The sequence below is a fragment of the Kribbella sp. CA-245084 genome (genome assembly GCF_050942355.1).
GTDB lineage: Bacteria > Actinomycetota > Actinomycetes > Propionibacteriales > Kribbellaceae > Kribbella.
Map to the genome: position 1 here is coordinate 1,834,366 of NZ_CP192053.1, position 18,698 is coordinate 1,853,063.

At 68.4% G+C, this 18,698-nt stretch carries 20 protein-coding genes; 9 read left to right on the plus strand and 11 right to left on the minus strand.

The annotated features are described in order from the left end of the window. Positions 1 to 8: 8 nt before the first annotated feature. Both ACQPYH_RS09000 and ACQPYH_RS09005 read left to right on the plus strand, forming a co-directional pair. On the plus strand, positions 9 to 935 hold the full coding sequence (locus ACQPYH_RS09000; protein ID WP_432888952.1) for a Ku protein: 927 nt from the start codon (positions 9 to 11) through the stop codon (positions 933 to 935). Beyond that, positions 932 to 1,384, plus strand: a complete 453-nt coding sequence (locus tag ACQPYH_RS09005) for a VOC family protein (protein ID WP_432888954.1) — start codon at positions 932 to 934, stop codon at positions 1,382 to 1,384. Before ACQPYH_RS09000 ends, ACQPYH_RS09005 begins: the two co-directional genes overlap by 4 nt. A gap of 5 nt (positions 1,385 to 1,389) precedes the next feature. On the opposite strand, the gene ACQPYH_RS09010 is transcribed toward ACQPYH_RS09005, so the two are convergent. Continuing rightward, positions 1,390 to 1,779, minus strand: coding sequence for a nuclear transport factor 2 family protein (locus ACQPYH_RS09010; protein ID WP_432888956.1), 390 nt, complete (start codon positions 1,777 to 1,779; stop codon positions 1,390 to 1,392). 49 nt (positions 1,780 to 1,828) lie between these two features. On the opposite strand from ACQPYH_RS09010, the gene ACQPYH_RS09015 reads away from it, so the two are divergent. Both ACQPYH_RS09015 and pruA read left to right on the plus strand, forming a co-directional pair. Beyond that, positions 1,829 to 2,350 (plus strand): TetR/AcrR family transcriptional regulator, encoded by a 522-nt coding sequence (locus tag ACQPYH_RS09015; protein ID WP_432888958.1) that lies wholly within the window; start codon positions 1,829 to 1,831, stop codon positions 2,348 to 2,350. A gap of 135 nt (positions 2,351 to 2,485) precedes the next feature. Next, positions 2,486 to 4,114, plus strand: a complete 1,629-nt coding sequence (pruA, locus tag ACQPYH_RS09020) for an L-glutamate gamma-semialdehyde dehydrogenase (RefSeq protein ID WP_432888959.1) — start codon at positions 2,486 to 2,488, stop codon at positions 4,112 to 4,114. Positions 4,115 to 4,157: 43 nt separating this feature from the next. Here pruA and ACQPYH_RS09025 read toward each other — a convergent pair whose 3' ends face one another. After that, positions 4,158 to 4,790: a TetR/AcrR family transcriptional regulator gene (locus ACQPYH_RS09025; RefSeq protein ID WP_432888961.1), complete on the minus strand. Its 633-nt coding sequence runs from the start codon at positions 4,788 to 4,790 to the stop codon at positions 4,158 to 4,160. Positions 4,791 to 4,931: 141 nt separating this feature from the next. Here ACQPYH_RS09025 and ACQPYH_RS09030 point away from each other — a divergent pair, with 141 nt between their 5' ends. Then, positions 4,932 to 5,798, plus strand: a complete 867-nt coding sequence (locus ACQPYH_RS09030; protein ID WP_432888963.1) for an esterase/lipase family protein — start codon at positions 4,932 to 4,934, stop codon at positions 5,796 to 5,798. Between the two features lies 1 nt (position 5,799). Here the strand turns inward: ACQPYH_RS09030 and ACQPYH_RS09035 are convergent, their stop codons facing one another. The 9 genes from ACQPYH_RS09035 to ACQPYH_RS09075 form a co-directional block, all read right to left on the minus strand. Then, entirely contained in the window at positions 5,800 to 6,000 is a 201-nt protein-coding gene (locus ACQPYH_RS09035) for a hypothetical protein (protein ID WP_432888965.1), read from the minus strand. Positions 6,001 to 6,074: 74 nt separating this feature from the next. Beyond that, a complete protein-coding gene (locus ACQPYH_RS09040) occupies positions 6,075 to 6,566 on the minus strand; it encodes a DUF2505 domain-containing protein (protein WP_432888966.1) in 492 nt (163 codons plus the stop codon). 15 nt (positions 6,567 to 6,581) lie between these two features. Continuing rightward, the gene (locus ACQPYH_RS09045; protein ID WP_432888968.1) at positions 6,582 to 7,577 is read right to left on the minus strand and encodes a hypothetical protein; all 996 of its coding nucleotides are present in this window, start codon (positions 7,575 to 7,577) and stop codon (positions 6,582 to 6,584) included. Further along, positions 7,574 to 8,140 carry a hypothetical protein gene (locus ACQPYH_RS09050; protein ID WP_432888970.1) on the minus strand — a complete coding sequence of 189 codons (567 nt, stop codon included), beginning with the start codon at positions 8,138 to 8,140 and terminating at the stop codon, positions 7,574 to 7,576. Before ACQPYH_RS09050 ends, ACQPYH_RS09045 begins: the two co-directional genes overlap by 4 nt. Beyond that, entirely contained in the window at positions 8,133 to 10,049 is a 1,917-nt protein-coding gene (locus tag ACQPYH_RS09055; protein ID WP_432888972.1) for an Hsp70 family protein, read from the minus strand. Before ACQPYH_RS09055 ends, ACQPYH_RS09050 begins: the two co-directional genes overlap by 8 nt. After that, complete coding sequence (locus ACQPYH_RS09060) at positions 10,042 to 10,545, minus strand: hypothetical protein (RefSeq protein WP_432888974.1); 504 nt, start codon at positions 10,543 to 10,545, stop codon at positions 10,042 to 10,044. Before ACQPYH_RS09060 ends, ACQPYH_RS09055 begins: the two co-directional genes overlap by 8 nt. Then, on the minus strand, positions 10,542 to 12,644 hold the full coding sequence (locus tag ACQPYH_RS09065) for a septum formation family protein (RefSeq protein ID WP_432888976.1): 2,103 nt from the start codon (positions 12,642 to 12,644) through the stop codon (positions 10,542 to 10,544). The genes ACQPYH_RS09060 and ACQPYH_RS09065 overlap by 4 nt, the downstream gene beginning before the upstream one ends. Before the next feature lie 153 nt (positions 12,645 to 12,797). Further along, positions 12,798 to 14,255 carry a glycoside hydrolase family 76 protein gene (locus ACQPYH_RS09070; protein ID WP_432888977.1) on the minus strand — a complete coding sequence of 486 codons (1,458 nt, stop codon included), beginning with the start codon at positions 14,253 to 14,255 and terminating at the stop codon, positions 12,798 to 12,800. A 166-nt stretch (positions 14,256 to 14,421) separates the two neighbouring features. Continuing rightward, positions 14,422 to 14,931, minus strand: coding sequence for a hypothetical protein (locus ACQPYH_RS09075; RefSeq protein WP_432888979.1), 510 nt, complete (start codon positions 14,929 to 14,931; stop codon positions 14,422 to 14,424). An 81-nt stretch (positions 14,932 to 15,012) separates the two neighbouring features. Between ACQPYH_RS09075 and ACQPYH_RS09080 the strand changes: the two genes are divergently transcribed. From ACQPYH_RS09080 to ACQPYH_RS09095, 4 genes are all read left to right on the plus strand, one after another. Then, positions 15,013 to 15,834, plus strand: coding sequence for a tryptophan 2,3-dioxygenase (locus ACQPYH_RS09080; protein ID WP_432888981.1), 822 nt, complete (start codon positions 15,013 to 15,015; stop codon positions 15,832 to 15,834). A 124-nt stretch (positions 15,835 to 15,958) separates the two neighbouring features. Continuing rightward, positions 15,959 to 16,564 (plus strand): hypothetical protein, encoded by a 606-nt coding sequence (locus ACQPYH_RS09085; protein ID WP_130444598.1) that lies wholly within the window; start codon positions 15,959 to 15,961, stop codon positions 16,562 to 16,564. Between the two features lie 138 nt (positions 16,565 to 16,702). Continuing rightward, complete coding sequence (locus ACQPYH_RS09090; protein ID WP_130444600.1) at positions 16,703 to 17,386, plus strand: response regulator transcription factor; 684 nt, start codon at positions 16,703 to 16,705, stop codon at positions 17,384 to 17,386. Between the two features lie 2 nt (positions 17,387 to 17,388). Beyond that, complete coding sequence (locus ACQPYH_RS09095) at positions 17,389 to 18,693, plus strand: sensor histidine kinase (RefSeq protein ID WP_432888983.1); 1,305 nt, start codon at positions 17,389 to 17,391, stop codon at positions 18,691 to 18,693. Positions 18,694 to 18,698 lie beyond the last annotated feature (5 nt).

The window sequence follows — 18,698 nt, forward strand, 5'->3', positions numbered from 1 at the left end:
TGATGGCGATGCAGGCGATCTGGAAGGGGGCCATCTCGTTCGGGATGGTGACGATCCCGATCAAGGTGTTCTCCGCGACCGAGGAGAAGGACATCTCGTTCCGTCAGGTGCATGTCGCCGACGGGGGGCGGATCAAGTACAAGCGGGTCTGCTCGGTCGACGGCGAAGAGGTGCCGTACTCCGATATCGGCAAGGGCTACGAGATGCCCGACGGCCGGATGATCGTGCTCGACTCCGACGACTTCGCCGACCTGCCGCTGTCCAGCAAGAAGGTCATCGACGTCCTGGAGTTCGTGCCCGCGGACCAGGTCGACCCGCTGTACCTGGGCAAGTCGTACTACCTCGCCGCTGACGGCGGACCGGGCGCGAAGCCGTATGTTCTGCTCCGGGACGCGCTCGACGGCTCCGAGCTGTACGCGCTGGTCAAGGTTGCGCTGCGGTCGCGGGAGAGCCTCGGGCTGCTGCGGACCGTCGACGACGTACTCGTGCTGCAGGTGATGCTGTGGCCGGACGAGATCCGGGACAAGTCGTTCGCGGCTCCGCCCGAGGACGTCGAGATCCGGTCGCAGGAGAAGGCGATGGCGTCGTCGTACATCGACACGCTGCGGGGTGAGTTCGACCCGGAGCAGTACCACGACGACTACCGCGAGGCGCTGGAGAAGGTCGTCCAGGCGAAGGCCGAGGGCGTGCCGCTGCCGGAGTCCGAGGACGAAGAGACCGAGGGCGCCGAGGTCGTCGACCTGGTGGCCGCGCTGCGTGCGTCCGTCGAGGCGGCCAAGGCCCGGCGTGCGGGCGGTGGCGGCGAGTCCGAGCCGGCCAAGAAGGCGCCGGCGAAGAAGGCAGTCGCCAAGAAGGCCCCGGCCAAGAAGGCGGCAGCGGCTAAGAAGGCTCCGGCCAAGAAGACGGCCAAGAAGGCCGCGAAGAAGTCGGCATGACCGAGCGCACCGAAGTCCCGGCCGACGAATCCGAGATCCCGGTCGACCCGGCGCACCCCCTGGTTGTGCCGGGGTCGTACCTGCTCGAGCTGATCCCGATCCCCGTCACCGACGTCGACCGGGCCAAGCAGTTCTACGTGGAGCAGTGCGGGTTCGTCGCGGACGTCGATGTCAGCCCGGCTGAAGGCGTCCGGATCGTGCAGCTCACGCCACCGGGTTCGTACTGCTCGATCAGTCTCACCACCGGCCTGGCGCAGATGGCGTTGGAGCCCGGTTCCCAGCGCGGTCTGCATCTGGTGGTGAAGGACCTCGAGGCGTCCCGCGCCGAGCTGATCGGCCGGGGCGTCGAGGTCAGCGAGACCGAGGACCTCGGCGGTGTGTTCTACGCCTGGTTCAAGGACCCGGACGGCAACACCTGGGCCCTCCAACACATGCCCTGGCGGAAGTAAGCCGTTCAGCGCCCGAGAGGCCGGCGGCGGGGAAGCACCTTGCGGTGGCTGATCCGCCAGCCGGCCGGCGTCCGGACGAGCGTGTCCTCGTAGGTGGCGCTGCCGCAGCTGCCGTCCGCCATCACGCCGAGCCCCTTGGAGAGGCTCGCGACCTCGTCCGGACCGACCTCGGTCAGCACGACGTTGGTGACGTGATGCCCGACCGGATTGCCGTCGCCGAGGGCCAGCCCGGCCTCCCAGACGGGCTTCGGACCGACCAGTACGCCGCCGCCGAGAGCCGAGACGTCGTACCTGACATCCGGGGTGAACAAGCGATCCGGCGGCTCGCCTGCGTCGACCAAGTGGCCGTGCAGCGAGATCAGCTCGGTGATCGCAATACGGTCCTCGAGATCCATCGGCGCTCCTAACCGGGGAGATCCCCGTTTTCGCGCTAGCCTAACAGGGATGTCATCAGCCAAGCCGTTGCGAGCCGATGCCCGGCGCAACCGCGACCAGCTCGTCGCGACCGCCCGGGCCGTCTTCGTCGAGCTCGGCACGCAGGCGCCGCTGGACGAGATCGCGCGGCGGGCCCGGATCGGCAACGCCACCCTGTACCGGCACTTCCCGACCCGGGACGACCTCATCGTCGCGGTGTACGCCGAGGAGGTGGCCGAGCTGTGCGCGGTCGACGACGGCGTGGACCTGTTCGACTGGCTGGAACGCTTCGTCCGGCATGTGGCCGAGAAGGGTGATCTGGCTCGCACCCTGGAGCCGTCCGTACGGCGGTCGGAGCTGCACGACGCGTGGCACGAATCAATGGTGGAGACGGCGGGGCGGCTGGTCGAACGCGCGCAGCGGGACGGTCGCCTGCGGCCGGATGTGGACCCCCTCGACCTGCTGGTTCTCAGCGCCGGCATGGCCACGGCAGAGCCCGGTCGGGTGAAACGTATGCTACAGATGCTGCGGCATGGCGTGGTTGCTTCCTGAGCGGACCAGTTGGTCTCCTGGTCAGGTCTGTGGTCAGGTTCGTTTCCAGTGGTCAGTCATGGCACCATGCTTGTGTCACCGATGGGCAGGCCGCCCACCTACACCGGCCCCCAGCCAGCAGAGGAGCTTCGCAGAATGGATGCCGTCACCGTCGTCCCGACGCCCGCCAACGAGCCCGTCAAGGGGTATGCGCCCGGCTCGGCCGAGCGCGCGAGCGTGGAGGCGAAGCTCAAGGAGTTCAACGCCGCGGGTGCGATCGACCTGACCTGCACGATCGGCGGCGAGCAGAAGCTCGGCGGCGGTGCGCCGGTCAACGTGGTGCAGCCGCACAAGCACGCGCACGTGCTCGGCACGCTCGGCAACGCGACCGAGGCGGACGGTCGCGCGGCGGTCGTCGCGGCGCTCGCGGCAGCCCCGTCCTGGCGCGCGCTCTCGTTCGACGACCGCGCCGCGATCTTCCTGAAGGCCGCCGACCTGCTGGCCGGCCCGTGGCGCGACACCCTGAACGCGGCCACCATGCTCGGCCAGTCGAAGACGATCCAGCAGGCCGAGATCGACGCCGCCTGCGAGCTGATCGACTTCCTCCGGTTCAACGTGGCGTTCGCGCGGCAGATCGTCAGCGACCAGCCGATCTCGTCCCCGGGTGTGTGGAACCGGGTCGACTACCGGCCGCTCGAGGGCTTCGTCTACGCGATCACCCCGTTCAACTTCACCGCGATCGCCGGCAACCTGCCGACCGCGCCCGCGCTGATGGGCAACACCGTGGTCTGGAAGCCGTCGCCGACGCAGCAGTTCGCGGCGCACTGGACGATGCGGCTGCTCGAGGCCGCGGGCCTGCCGGCCGGTGTGATCAACCTCGTCACCGGTGACGGCATCGAGGTCAGCAAGGCCGCGCTCACCCACCCGGACCTGGCCGGCATCCACTTCACCGGCTCGACGAAGACCTTCCAGTCCCTGTGGGGCACGGTCGGCACGAACATCTCGGCGTACAAGACCTATCCGCGGCTGGTCGGCGAGACCGGCGGCAAGGACTTCATCCTGGCGCACCCGTCGGCGGATCCGGCGGTGCTGAAGACCGCGATGGTCCGCGGCGCGTTCGAGTACCAGGGCCAGAAGTGCTCGGCGGCGTCGCGCTCCTACGTCCCGCGCTCGGTCTGGAACCTGATCAAGGACGACATCGCCGCGGAGACCGACTCGCTGACCATGGGCGACGTCAGCGACCTGTCGAACTTCATCGGCGCGGTGATCGACGACCGCGCGTTCGCCAAGCACAAGGCGGCGCTGGACCGGGCTCGGTCGACCGACTCGATCGAGGTTGTTGCCGGTGGCACCTATGACGACAGCGAGGGGTACTTCGTCCGTCCGACGCTGCTCGTTTCCGAGGACCCGACCGACGAGATCTTCACGACGGAGTACTTCGGCCCGATCCTCGGCGTTCACGTGTACGACGACGCTGACTACGACGCGGTGATGCGGGGTATGGAGCACTCGGCGCCGTACGGGCTGACCGGTGCGGTCATCGCGCAGGATCGGCATGCGGTCGCGGAGGCGGCGGAGTACCTGCGGTTCGCGGCGGGCAACTTCTACGTCAACGACAAGCCGACCGGTGCGGTCGTCGGGCAGCAGCCGTTCGGCGGGGCGCGCGCGTCCGGCACGAACGACAAGGCCGGCTCGATGTGGAACCTGATCCGCTGGGCGTCCCCGCGCTCGATGAAGGAGACTTTCGCCCCGCCGACGGACTACCGCTACCCGCACCAGGGTTGAGGGAAGGAAAACAAAGAAGAGGGGTGGGGCGGGCGCACCAGGGCTAGCGGACCAGGCCTCGGCGGACGGTGATGTAGAAGGTTGTCAGGTCGTCGACCAGGGCCTCGATCTGGCCCTGGTTGGACAGGTTTGCCTCCAGCAGCCAGTCCGAGATCAGGTCGAACATGCCGCCGACCAGCCCGATCGCGACACTGTGCCGGACGGCGCGCTGCTCCTCCGGCTGCGGCCCGTCGTACCGGTCCCAGAGCTGCACCAGGAAACCGGCGGCCCAGCGGCGGTTGGTACGCCGCTGGCGCTCGACCGCCGCCGAGATGCCCGACGCCATGCCGAAGGTGACCTTGGTGATGCGCGGGTCGTCGACCAGCGCATGCACGAAGGTCGCCAGCAGCCGCGGCGCTTCCTGCCGCTCGTTGCCGGCGGCCTGCGCGGCGGCGCCGGCCATCCGCTCCTCCAGCCGCTCGGACGTCCGCTGGAGGAGCGCGAGATAGCAGTCCTCCCGGCTGGCGAAGAGTTCGTAGAAGCTCTTCGTCCCGATGAACGCGGTACTGCAGATCTGCTCGATCGACGTACCGAGATAGCCCTCAGCGGCGAAGAGTTTGAGCGCTGCGTCCAGCAGCTGCTCGCGTCGTTCGGCCCGGCGTTGCTCGGCGTCGAGTCCCCGTATGGTCCTGCTCATGCGCTGGACACTACCCCGGGTACGCGAGTCGTAACCGAGGGGAACATATTTCCAACCCGAGCCCTTGTTTGTAACCAGCAGGCATGCTCCACTACCCGTGATTCACTGGTCACCGACTGAAACCATCACGGGGAGTTTGTTATGCGCAATCGCCTCCGGCGGACGGCCGCCGGCCTGTTCGCCGCCGTCCTGCTGGCCGCGTCGGTCACCTCTGCGACCACGGCAAGTGCCGTGCCGTCGTCGGGGTTCGACAACTGGTCCTGCAAGCCATCCGCAGCCCACCCCGACCCGCTCGTCCTGCTCCACGGACTCGGCGGCAACGGCCCCGGCAACTACTCGTACCTCGGTCCGTTCCTGGCCGCGAAGGGGTACTGCGCCTTCACGCTCACCTACGGCCAGGCCGACCCGAACATCCCGGTCGGCGGCACGGTCTCGATCGCCCGCTCGTCCGTCGAGATCGAGGCGTTCGTGCAGCGGGTCCGGACCACGACCGGTGCCGCGAAGGTCGACATCCTCGGGCATTCCGAGGGCGGGTTCCAGAGCATCTACGGCCCGAAGGTCCGCGGGTACGCCGGTCAGGTCGGCAAGGTGGTCGCGCTGGCGCCGCCGACGCACGGTACGACGTTCGGCGGGCTCGTGAGCGTGGGGGATTATCTCGGACTCGGTCCGCTCGTCGACCAGGTGCTGCAGCGGTTCGGGTGCGCGGCCTGCGACGAGCTCATCGTCGGCGGGTCGGCCGTGAAGGCGCTGACCACCGGCCCGATCGCGCAGCCCGGGACGAAGTACACGGTGATCGCTTCGCGCTTCGACGCGCTCGTGACTCCGCACGAGACGTCGTTCATCCGTGAGCCCGGCGTGACGAACGAGTACGTCCAGGACAGCTGCCCGCTGGATCCGGTCGGGCATGTCGGCCTGGCCTTTGATCCGACGGTCGCTCAGCTGGTCGCCAATGCGCTCGACCCGGCCCACGCGAGCCGGGTGGTTTGCGCGTTCGGTCCGCCGCTGTAGATCAGGCGGTGTGGCTGGCCTGCTGTAGCGGTGGGTCGACCAGGAGCGCGAATCCGCACTGCACGCAGATCCACTCGTCCGGCTCGTCCACCAGATGGTCCGCCGCTTCGATGCACTCGAACGGCATCGTGGTCGCGCAGAACACACAGAACTGCTCGACCTCAGTGGCAGGCGCGGTCTTCTTCCGCTTGGAACTTCGCATGAAACGAGTCACCTCCGGTGCAACCTTCTTCTCAGGTTGCCACCGGAGGCGGCGCGCTCACCGCAGCGACACGGTTACTTCGCGGCCCACTCGCGGCCGAGGTCGTGCTCCTTCACCAGGCCGGCGCGGATCGCGTCGACGACGGTCGGCTCGAGCTTCCTCCCGATCAGCGGTACGGCGACCTTCACGTCCAGGTCGATCGCCTGCACGGTCTGGGACCCGCTCTGCCCGATGCTCGCCGTGCCCTTCAGCGTGACCGGCGTGTTGGCGATCTCGCCCGACACGTCCGCCTTCCGCGAACCGTCGGCCGCGGGCGCGTGCCACGTCTCGGTCTGTACGACGGTCAGCGTGTCGCCGACGAACTTCTTCGCCATGTCGGGGATGTCGACGGCCGGCATCTTCCGGCTGACCCGGACGATCGTGTCGGCGCCGGACGTGCTCACCTGGACGTCGTACGACAGCGCCTTGGTCTTCTGGCAGGCCTGCTCGCGGAAGGTGGTGTCCGTGACGATCGCGAACACTTCCTCGGGGGTGGCGTCGTACGACGCCGACAGCTTCAGCTCCATGCGTTCATCATGGCATTACTCGTCGGTCACCGGCGTGAGCGTCACGGTGACGGTCCTGTTCTGCGCGTCGCTTCCGTACGGCGGATGCGCCTGATCCCCGGACTGCATCGTGAACGCGGTCAACGGCAGCCCGGACGCTGCGCTCAGTTGCTGGGTCGCGATCCGAGCCCGCAACAGCCCGGTCCGCGAGCCGCCGGATCCACTCCCACCCGGCACAACAACCGAGTACCCAGTCACCGTGATCGTCGCCTTCAACCCGGTCAGCCGCTTCCCCAAACCCTCAAGCGCAGTCGCCCCCGCCGGGCTGAGCTCGGTCCCCGCCGAGAACACCCCCTCGCTGAACAACACCCTCACGGCCCCCGGCTGCCTCTGCACCACCACCCCCGCCCCACCGACCCGCCGCGCAATCGCCTCCACCTCACCAGCCCGCGCGGCCGCCGAAGCCCGCCCCGCAGCCTCCAACGCCGCCAACCGCCGGGCCAACTCAGCCGCCCGCTCCTCAGCCCCAGGCATGGTCGTGGGCGCAGTACTAGAGGTCCCGCCTGGGGTGTCGCCGGGCGTCGGCTGCGTCGAGGTCGATTGCGCGACCGGTTCATCCGACCCACCAAGCGCCACCACTCCACCCGCAACCCCACCAACAACCACCAGCACCGCCGCCACCGCCACAGCAACCGGCAACAACGGCCGCGAGGCCCGCCGCCGATCCCGAATATCTGCAACCGTCCTGCGCCCCGCAGCCGCCGCCACAAGCAACTCCGCCGAGACCGCGTCCGCCCCGTCCGTGTTAGCGGGTGCCATGTCCTGGACTCGCGCCCAGAGGGCGTCGGCTTCAACCCAGTTCTCCTGTTGGGCCTGGATGCGGGCGAGGAGATCCAGAACCTCAGGCGACGCCTCGCCGATCGCGTCGAGCTGCTCGAGCAGGCTCGCGGCACCGGAGAGATCGCCCTGGTGAGCTTTCTCCGCAGCTCGACTCAGGGCTACCTGGCGGCGGAGGGTTGCGACGGTGGTCATTTGGTGAGTCCGATGATGGTTTCGCGTTCGTCGCGCGGAAGCAGGCGAATGAGCTGCTGTACAACGTGTTCCAGCGTCCGTTGGTCGCGTTGGTTGATTGCGTCGCGTCCCTCGCGCACCAACCGGTCGGCCTCGGACGTCGCCGGCAACAGACCGGGCTGCTGCACGATCGTCCAGAACGCGTCCTGGTACCACCCGGGTTGCCGCCGATGCAGCCTCGCCATCAACACGGCAACCCGCTCCGTCACCGACTCGATCGCCGTCAGATCGCGCTCGTCGATCGCCTGCTGGGCCTCCTCGCGTAGCGCCGTCAGCTCCTGCTCGTCCCGCACCGCGCCGGCCTGCTGCACGATCTCACCGGCCTCGGCCAGCAGATCAAGCAACTCCCGCGTACGCCGAGGCAGCTCCGCCAACTCGTCAATATCGTCGAGCTCCGCCTGGAAGTCCCGCAACCGATCCTCAGCCGTAGCCGCCGCACCCGCATCCGTTGCCGCCGCCCGCACCTGCTCGCGGACAACCGGCAGCGTCCCCTCAGCCTCCAACCGCCGCAGCCGATCATCCACATCCGGCAACTCCGCCGACCGCTGCAAAACGGAGAACCGATCCTCCGCCCTCCGCCAACTGCTGAGTCAGTACGTCGGACGACGGCGTCCGCACCGATGCCAGATCGATCTCCGCCTCGAACTGCGCCCCGATCAGCGGTACGTCGGCGACCACCGTGACGAGGTTCGACGCATCCACCTCGAACGTGACCTCGACCTCGGTCCCCGACGGCAGATCCATCCGCAGATCCACCGGACGGATCGTCAGCATCCCGACCGGCCGGTTCCGGTTCGCCCGCGCTCGTTCGCCTTGCACCACAGGGATCCGGATCATCGCGTCGTCGTCGCGCCGGAGCAGCGTGCTCGACGTACGGAAGATCCCGCGGGCCGTCGTCGGTACGCCGGCGCCCTTGCGCAGCAGCGGCGAGAACGTCTTGTCGGCGAGCTGGATACCCAGCGAGTGCGCGAGCCGCGCGCCCCCGAACGTCTCGGTCCGGTGCGTGATCGACAGCGTGTTCGGGACGACCTCCTGCGGCGCGCCGGCCGGATCGATCAGCTCGATGGTGAAGCGCGACGTACGACGCTCGTCGAGGTCGACCTCGGTCGCGAACGCGCCGACCCGGTTCAGCGCGATGTTCGCAGTCCGGAACGGCGGCCGTCCTTCCGGGTTGGCCAGCACCACGGAGTACCCGGTCCAATCCAGGTCGCGCCCGACCCGAAGCCGCCCGGCCACGGTCGTCGTGGTCGTGGTGACTGCCGGTTCGTAGGAGAGCTCGACGGCGAACTCGCCGGCGGCGGGCGCGGCGGCCAGCGGCGCGGGATGCCGAATCGTCGACGCGAAGACCGCCGCACCGCGAGCGACCACGGTCGACGGGTCGAGGCGGGTCTCGAGCTCGATGCCGATCCCCTCGGCCGGATCCGCGAGCCGTTCACGCAACCCGGGGGACAGCGTGACACCGCCGACCAGCAGCAACTTGTCGATCGCGTCCGGGGACAGCCCGTTCTCGCGCATCGCCTCCCGGCACAGGTTGATCGCGCGAACGTAGTACTGCTCGGCGACCTGATCGAGCGCGTCCCGCGTCAGGGTGAAGTCGAATGTCTCGCCGCCGCCCGGCGTATCCACCTCGACCAGCACCGACGTCGACGTGATGCCGGACAGCGCGATCTTCGCCTCCTCGGCCGCAGCCTTCAGCCGGGCGAAGGTGTGCCGGTACTGCGGGTTGTCCCGCCGAAAGTCCTTCAAGCCGAACTCGTCCGCCGCGGCCGGCGCGAGGATCCGCTCGACCAGCGCCCAGTCGATCAGCTTGCCGCCCAGGTACGGGTCGCCGGTGTGATGCAGCACCCGCAGTTCGCCGTCGCGCTTGTTGATGACCGCGGCATCGAAGGTCCCGCCGCCGAAGTCGAACACCATCCAGTACGCGCGATCGCTGGTGTCCTGCAGCCCGTACGCGAACGCGGCCGCGGTCGGCTCCTGCAGCAGCGGCGAACCCGGAACGAAGCCCGCCAAGGTCGCCGCCTCGACCGTTGCCTTGTTCTGGTTCAGCGCGAACGCGGCCGGCACCGTGATCACCGCCGCGGTCAGGACCTCGTCGTTCAGGTACCTGCCGGCGCTGTTCCGCAGCGACTTCAGCACCTCGGCCGACAGTTGCGGCGGCGTGAGCTTGACCCCGGCTCTGGCGAAGGTATGGGTCACATCCGCGAGGCCCATCTCCAGCTTGAACTCGGCCGCGGTGTTGTCCGGATCGCTCTCGGCCCGGTCGCGTGCCTTCTTGCCGACCCGGATCTCGCCGGCGCGCGGGATCCAGATCGCCGACGGGGTCGTGTCCTGGCTCTCGACGTTCTTGATCACCGTCACCGCGTCGCCCTCGGCCAGGGCGATCGCGCTGTTCGTCGTACCCAGGTCGATTCCGATGTCGATCGTGTCACGCATGGCTGTCCTCACTATCGGCGCTGTCCGGGCGATGAGTTGTGGCGGGTACGGCGACGATCACCTGAGCGGTCTGGATCCGGCGGTCGTGGTGGTACACCGCCGGCCGCACCGTCTCGACGACGGTCTCCACCGTCACCTCCGGGTCGTCGGAGTAGAGCAGTACGTCGACCGACCGGCCGGCGTGGAAGGGCTCGCCGTCGTGGTCCTGCACGGTGATGCCCGCGGTGGCGAGCGCCTCGGCACACGTCCGCAGGTAGCGGGCGGCCTGCTTGCCCTGACCATCGTTGCCCTGAGCAAGTTTCCGGCGAGCGCGCCAGAGATTGGTTGCCGCCTCGGCCAATGCGTCGTCGTCGTCATCGGGAGACGGCTGCTCCAGTACGTCGCCGAGTTCCGCGAGACACCGGTCCAGGTCGTCGTACTCCGTCCCGGACCAGCGCGGCGCCGCGATCCGGAACGCCTTGTGCTGCCGCCACTGCCGCCAGTTCCGGCCCTTCATTTGAGCGCTCCCTTGAACGGCTTGTCGTCCGCCCGGTACACCAGGCAATAGGCGTACTTCGTCTGCTTCGGGTCCTTCCACCAACTGCTGTCCGGCGAGCCGGCCCAACTAGTGAAGCCCCGCAGACTCGGGATCTGTCGCGCGCAGGCTTTCTGCGCCGCGGCGATAACGGCGTTGTCGCCGGGCCACGGCTGACCGGGCTTGTAGATCGTCGGGTAGCCGACGATCTGAGCCCAGTGCCACTCGCTGCAGCGCACGATCTTCACCGTGTCCGTGAGCCGATCCCCGATCGCGTCCCGCACGCAGGTGCCGACCGGTGCGTTCTGCGCGATGTTCGTGGTGAACAGACTCATCGAGACCGGCTTCGGACCGGTCGGCTTGTTCGGCCGCGGCGCATCGATCGCCGGGATGTTCGCGCCGTCGTGCCGGTGCATCACGCAGGCGGCGTAGTTCTCGTACTTGCTGGAGTTCTTGCCGGTGTTCCAGAACTGGGCGGACGCGTTGATCGCGTTGACGACGTACTCCGTCTCGCTCAGCTCGTGCTGCACCAGCGCCTCGCCGCAGAGGAAGTTCGCCAGGGCGGTCGTCTGTGCAGCTCCGGGGTAGGGCGCGGGCGCCTTCGTGATGCTGACGTATGCGAGGACCTCGCCCCAATGTGGTTTGTCGCAGTCGCTGCCGCGGAGTTTGGTCGGCTCGGACAGCCAGTCGTCGGCCTGCTTGCCGAGGCAGGTCCCGGCGGGAGGGTTGCCCGCGATCTTGTCGTGGTAGACGTTCACTTCCCGCGGCCACCAGTGCCAGACGCCGAGTCCGATCAGTGCCAGGACGATCAGCCAGGTCAGGATCCGGCGACGGCGCCGTTGCGCACGGGTGCGCGGCGGGCGAGCCGGCTTGACCGGGCGCGATTTGACCGGCGGTCGGTACGGAGAGGACGGAGACCTGCCGGCCGCGATGCTGGCCAGCATCTGGTCGATCTCGGCGCGCAACGTCGGCAGCTTCGTCTCACGACGTACCTGCCGGAGCAACCGCACAGCGGCGTACCTGCCCTCCAGCCGGTAGAGCTGATCGACCTGCGAGCGGAACGACTCCAGCGCGTGCCGGTTCTCGTCGAGCATCTGCCGGTTGTCGCGCACCAGCGAGAGCTCGTGCTGGTCGATAGCGATCGTCGCGGCTCGCTCCAGGTACCGCTCGGCGCGGCCGTCGTTGAACTCGCCGCGGTTCATCAGCTCGACGGCGCAGTTGTTCAGCAGGATCGCGAGCTGGTCGTGCAGCGCCGAGGTCCGGGGGTTCTTGCCGGGTGGGAGCAGTGCGTCGAGGCGTGCCAGCCGAGGCAGCAGGTCGTCCTCGATCTCGGCGACGATCGGGTCGACCGGTCCGTCGCCGATCCGCTGCGCGATCTGCGTACGCCGGTCCTCGAGCTCTTCGTATAGGGGGTTCGCCGCGGACACGAGCAGGCGGCGATGTACGGCGGCCGCATTCGGGAATCGCTGTGCGTGCGAGACGAGTCGGGCGGCACGCGTGGTCGGACCGGATACGGCAAGGTCGACGGCCGGCTGGGTGAGTGCCCTCGGCAACTCTCGCCGGATCTCCCCGACCGCCGACTTGTCGAGCTGCCGGTCGTCGAGGTCCCGAACGCGGTACTCCAGATGACGCGCGAGCCCGGGGACGACCTTGCCCCAGCTCTGACGGGCGCGGGTCCACTCACTGTCCGGCGGTGTCTTACCCCATTCGCCCGACTGTTCGCGGGCGATGGCGTTGCTGTGCGCCTTGACCGCGAGGTCGTGGTTCTTGTGCAGTTCGATGGAGCAGCCGCAGTCGGAGACGTCGGTGCCCCACGGTGCGAACACCTCGTGCACCAACCGCCGGCGCGGGTCGCCGAGGATCAGGTCGCACGCCGCCTGGATCTCGTGCGGGTCGCTCGAGGTCGCCGTACCGAGGTCGACGTCGGCGCCCATCTCCAGCGCCGCACGCAGCCGTTGCGAGACCTGCCGGGTGGTTCGTCCGTCCGCATCGGCGAGCAATCCGCTGATCCGGAAGGCGTTCCGCCGGTAGAGCTCCGGCCCGGCCAGTCTGCGCAACTCGTCGACGATCGGATCCGGCACCCGGCTCACCCCCAGCTGTCAGGTGGTCTGGAACCGGACGCTCGCCGGCTCGTTCAACCACCTTCGCATCGGATCAAGCCGCCCGAAGGCGCGTCCGTACCGGTCTGGACCCGCCCTGGATCACCCCTAGATGCGTCCTGGATCAAACCTGCATCAGGGGGCCGCGTTGAACAGGTCGAGCGCGGATTGCTGGCGGGCTGCATCGAGCTTGTCGACGGGTCCGGACCAGCGCAGTCCGTACTGGTCCATCGGCGTACGGTCGGCTGCGAAGGCGCGGTCGGCCTGGCGTTGGAGGTAGGACGTGTACGGATGGTCCGGGAGGGCCGCGTTCAGCTTGCCGAGGCCGCGGACGTGTGCGCCCTTGAACGACGGACCGTCGCCGCCGCAGTCGCCGTTCTCACAGGGCTCGCGGAGGATGCCGTCGGCGGTGTGGAGCGACGCGGCGCTGGTCGACGCGTCGGCGAGTTGGCGTGCCGAGGTCAGGTACGCCGAGTTGTTCGTTGCCTTGGACAACTCGGTGAGCGCGCCGATCAGCACGCCCTGGTTGTACGTCCACGCGGTGTCGCCGTTGTTCTTGCACGTGGACAGGTCGATGCCGTCGTTGACGAGGTTCGAGTCGTTGATCATCCCGGTCTGCTGGAACCAGGTCCAGCCGGCCTGCGCGCGTTGCAGGTACGTCGAGTCACCCGCGACCCGCGTGTGCAGTTGCGCGTTGAGCTGGATGTACAGCGAGTTCGAGATCGCGTTCTTGTACGTCTTCGCCTCGCTCCACCAGACCCCGCCGCCGCAGGTGTTGTCCCAGTACGCCGCCATGTGGTCGGCGTCCGCGCGTGCCGTCTGGAGATAGCGGGCGTCGCCGGTCACGTCGTACGCCGCGACCCAGGCGAGACCCCACCAGCCCGTGTCGTCGATGTAGTCGTTGCGGAACTGGCCTTCGGCGGCGTTGAGGTTGAGGTCGTACGTGCGGGCGATCGCATACTCGTAGCTGTGCATGCCGCTGACCCGGATGTTGTCGATCAGCGCGTTGAGTGCGTTGGCCGAGTTCCACCAGCCGGTGGTGTCGAACAGGCCGGTCGACAGGTTGTAGTCCTGCATGAGTGCGGTCGCGGCCGCCGTACGACGGTCCCAGGCGTTCCAGGTTGCGCGCGCCCACGGCGTACAGGCGATGTCGGCGCGGTCGCCGGCCTTGCCGCAGGCGCGGAGGGCGCCGACGCCGAGGTTGTTCCAGTCGTCGACGTTGTACATCTGCGTGCGCCAGCCGCGTTGTCCGGCAGGGATCGCGGTGTTGCCGAGGCGGCTGCCGCCGGACCAGGTGCGGCCGCCGTCCATCGAGCGGTCCAGCCAGACCTCGTCACCGGGGTTGCCGTTGTCGATCGAGGCCCAGCCCATCGCGTCGTCATCGTCGAGGTGCAGCGTGATCGTGCGGCCGAACAGGGTCGTGGAGACGGGGGTGCGATCTTTCGGGGCGAGTGCGGGGTCGTGGGCATCGCAGTACTTGTTGCAGATCGTTGCCTGGACGGACATATTCACCTCCGGCGTAGCTGGCGCCGGTGGGGGCGCGCCGAGGGGTGCGATGAGCAGGGCAAGGCTGGAAACGATTCCAACGGACATCACATATCTCCCTGGGGCGGTAGGAAGAGAGCGGTGTCACCGAAGGTAAGCGGGTAGCGGCACTACGTCAAGAGGATCCACAGGCCATCACAATCGCCGACGATGAGCGCGGTCGCGCTGCGGCCGTGCCGGTTGTGACGATTGTGATGGGCTGGAGATCCGGTGGTCAGGAGATGAGCAGGGCGGCGAGGATCGCGGCGGTGGCGGCGAGCGTGGCCGCGATCGCCAGCCTGCGGCCGCGGGCGCAGCGGCGGGCGATCGCAGTCCGGTCCGGGCGGATCGTGCACGGGTCGAACTCGAGGCCGTCGGCCGGGGCGATCACGCTGCCGAGTCGCGCCAGCATCGAACGCTCGGCAGCCTGCCGGGTCGCCTCCTGGACGACACGGCGGCGCAGGAACTCGCGGTGCCGCGTGGCGGGAACGGTGACGTCCGGCTGGGCGGTGAGGCTGTACGGGAGCTCACGCGGGAGCTGCAGGTCAGGCGGGAGCGCGCGCTGGACCACCGCGTGCGCCGCCGCCACCCGCCTCGCCCGGCTGATCGCAGGCGGGAGGATCAGATAGGCGAGGTGGACCAGCGAGCGATAGTCGTCGAGCAGCAGCGCCTCGACCAACGGCTCTTCCCTGGTAGGGCCCTGAATCGGACCCGGAACGATCGGGGTCTCGATCGTGGCGGTCATGCAGCTCCTCAACTCGGCGTACCCCAGGTCCAACGAACGAATCACTGACCGGTCACGAGGTGGTCGGTTAGTCTCCGTGTCATGGGTACTGGTGACGGGGTTGCGGGGCAGTGGGGCGGGACCGACGTACATTTCGGTGAAGACGGCGGGCGGCTGACGTACGGCAGCTACCTGCGCCTGCCGCAGCTCCTCGACCAGCAGCACCTCGAGTCCGATCCGCCGGCGCACGACGAGCTGCTGTTCATCACGATCCACCAGGTGTACGAGCTGTGGTTCAAGCAGGTCCTGCACGAGCTGACCGCCTCCCGCGACGCGATGCTCGCCGGGGAGCTGTGGCTGGCCGAGCACCTGCTCCGGCGGGTGCACACGATCGAGCGCGTGCAGACCCAGCAGGTCGACATCCTGGAGACGATGACGCCGCAGGACTTCGGCGAATTCCGGCACCGGTTGTCGCCGGCATCCGGGTTCCAGTCGGTGCAGTTCCGCGAGATCGAGTTCCTGTCCGGGGCGAAGGACCCCTCCTTCGTACGACGCTTCCGCGGGCTGACATCGATCGAGCAGGAGCGTCTGCGCCAGCGTCTGGAGGAACCGACGCTGTGGGACGCCTACCTCGAAGTACTCCGGAAGGCCGGTTTCGACACCGACACCGAGGATGCCATCCGGCACGCGCTGCGGAAGGTCGCCGGCGACAGGTCGCAGTACGCCGCCATCTGGGAACTCGCCGAAGCCCTCCTCCAACACGACGAACTAGCTGCCGCCTGGCGAGCCCGCCACGTAGTCATGGTCGAACGCATGATCGGCACCAAACCCGGCACCGGCGGCTCCTCCGGCGCCAACTACCTCCGAAGCCGCCTAGACCTCCGCTACTACCCCCTCCTCTGGAACCTCCGCACCGCACTCTGAGCTCTTCCGGAAACAAATGGGCACTTGGTGACGAAAAGTGTTCGCAAACCTCGTAGGCCGTCACCTCCACCGCTAGGGTCGCGTCGCACGGGTGTGTGGGTTGGCGTGGAGGAGGGGTTTGGGTGTGAAGCTCTACTCGGATGTGGGGGTGCAGCGGGTTGGGCAGCTTGTGGGGGACCTGGTGTTTGTGGCCTGGGTTCTGGTTTGTGTGGAGTTGGGGCTGATCGTCTTCAAGATCACCAACGCGTTGGGGTTGCCGGGGCGTAAGGCTGCTTCGGCGGGGGACGGGTTGGCGGGGCAGTTGCGGCGGTTGTCGGAGCCGATCGGGAAGGTGCCGGCGGTGGGAGATCAGCTGCGGTCGCCGATCGATGGTGCCGCGGGTGCCGCGGGGCAGATGGCGCAGGCGGGGCGGGATATGGCGCACGCGGTGGAGCAGTTGGCGTACGTGCTCGCCGGTGTGACGATCGCGTTGCCCGTGCTGTTCGCCGTACTGATCTGGCTTCCGCGGCGGATCCGGTTCTCGCGCCGGGCGACGGCGGCGCAGCGGTTCATCGACAGTGCGGCCGACCTCGACCTGTTCGCCCTCCGCGCCATGGCCAACCAGCCGATGCACAAGCTCGCGAAGATCTCCGACGACCCCGTCAGCGCCTGGCGTGAGCGCGACCAGACCGTCATCGCCCAGCTCGCGACCCTCGAACTCCGCTCCAACGGCATCAAACCACCCACGTAAGGCATGTCTGATGATCCAGCGCTCGGCACGGCACCTCGCCGCACCGAGCACCTCCTCGCTACGGCGCTGGATCACCAGACATGCCTTTTAACTGCCGCTTGACGCTCTCTTGACGGGGCTGAAGCTACGCTCGGTGGCATGGCGCGGGTGCTGCTGATCGAGGACGATGATGCGATTCGTACGTCGTTGGGCAAGGCCCTGACGGCGGCCGGACACGTCGTCTCCGCAGTCGCGGCCGGAGCCGACGGGGTGGCTGCCGTCGCGCGCGACAAGCCCGAGGTGTTGCTCCTCGATCTCGGCCTGCCGGATCTGGATGGGCGCGACGTGCTCGCGATGGTGCGGTCCGTCAGCGACGTACCGGTGATTGTGGCGACTGCGCGGGACGACGACGCGAGCGTCGTACGGCTGCTCGACGCCGGCGCGGACGACTACGTGATCAAGCCGTTCAGCGCGGCGCAGATGGATGCGCGGATTCGCGCCGTACTGCGACGTCTCGGGCAGGACCAGCAGGGTGAGTCGACCGTCGAGGTCGGCGGGTTGCGGATCGATCCGCGGAGCCGGGAGGTGACCGTGGACGGGGCCGCGGTGGAGCTGACCCGCAAGGAGTTCGATCTGCTGCTGGCGTTGTCGCGCCGGCCCGGTGCGGTGGTGACGAAGCGGGAGCTGCTCGCGGAGGTCTGGGGGTTGCCGTGGGGCGGCGGTGACCGGACGGTCGACGTACACCTGTCCTGGCTGCGGCGGAAGCTCGGCGAGACGGCGGCCGAGCCGCGGTTCCTGCACAGCGTTCGCGGGGTCGGGATCAAGCTCGCGGCGGACGGGTGAGCATGCGCCGCCGCATCCTGCTGCTCTCGGTGGGCATGACCACCTTGGTCGTGCTCGCGTTCGCCGTACCGCTGGTGATTCTGCTCCGCAGTACGACGGCCAGCGAGGCGAAGGACAAGGCGCTGTACCGGGCCGAGACCGTTGCCTACTACGTCGGGGACAAGGACCACACGGCTGACGACATCACGGCGTACATCAACGGCTTGAAGGACGGGCCGGGGAACATCTCGGTGCGGATGCCGGACGGTACGACGCTCGGCGACCCGCCGCCGGGCGGCGTACCGAAGCCGAAGTCGATGCCGGCCGACTACAACGACGACGGCGACGGCGACGACAAGGGGCCGCCCAAGCTCGGCGACGCGGACTATCGCGATGTGAACGGCGGGATGGCGGTTGATGTCGCCGTCGATACGCCCACTGGGCCGGCTTCGGTTTGTCTTTATCTGACTGCCGACGAGCTGTACGACGGGTTGGTGCCGCGGCTGCTGATCCTCATCGGCGGGAGTCTGCTGGTGTTGTTGCTGAGCATCGTTGGGGCCGAGCTGGTGTCGCGGCGGTTGGCGCGGCCGCTGGAGGAGACGGCGAGTACGGCGGAACGCCTGGCGGCCGGCGACATGGAAGCGCGCGCTCCGACGACCGGTCCGGCGGAGGTGGCGAAGGTCGGGGCCGCGCTGAACGGACTCGCGGACCGGATCGACGAGGTGATCGCCGTCGAACGTGAGGCTGTGGCGGATCTGTCGCATCGGTTGCGTACGCCGCTGACCGCCCTTCGCCTGCAGGTCGAGGCTCTCGACGATCGCGAGAGTGCTGAGGAGCTGAACACGCAGGTCACCAATTTGGAGCGCACGCTGACTGCCGTCATCAGCGCCGCCCGCCGGCCGCAGCGTGAAGGACGAGTCCCGCACTGCGACGCCGTCGAGGTGACCCGTACCCGAGCCGCCTTCTGGGAACCGCTGTTCGAGGACCAGGGCCGGGAGCTGACGTTGGACCTACCAACGAGTGCTGCCATGGTCCGCTCTTCTGCCGAGGACCTCGCGGCTGCCCTCGACGCCCTGGTGGAGAACGTCGTCGCGCACACGCCTGACGGCACTCCCGCTCACATCACGCTCACCCGCGACGCCTCCCACATCCACATCACCGTCGCTGACGAAGGCCCCGGAATCCCCTTAGGCGCAGGCGAACGCGGCCGCTCCGACCGAGGCTCCACCGGCCTAGGCCTAGACATAGCCCGCCGCTACGCCGAATCCACCGGCGGCCGCTTAACCATCCACCGCAACCAGGTAGAACTAACCCTCGCCTCCAGCTGACGGGT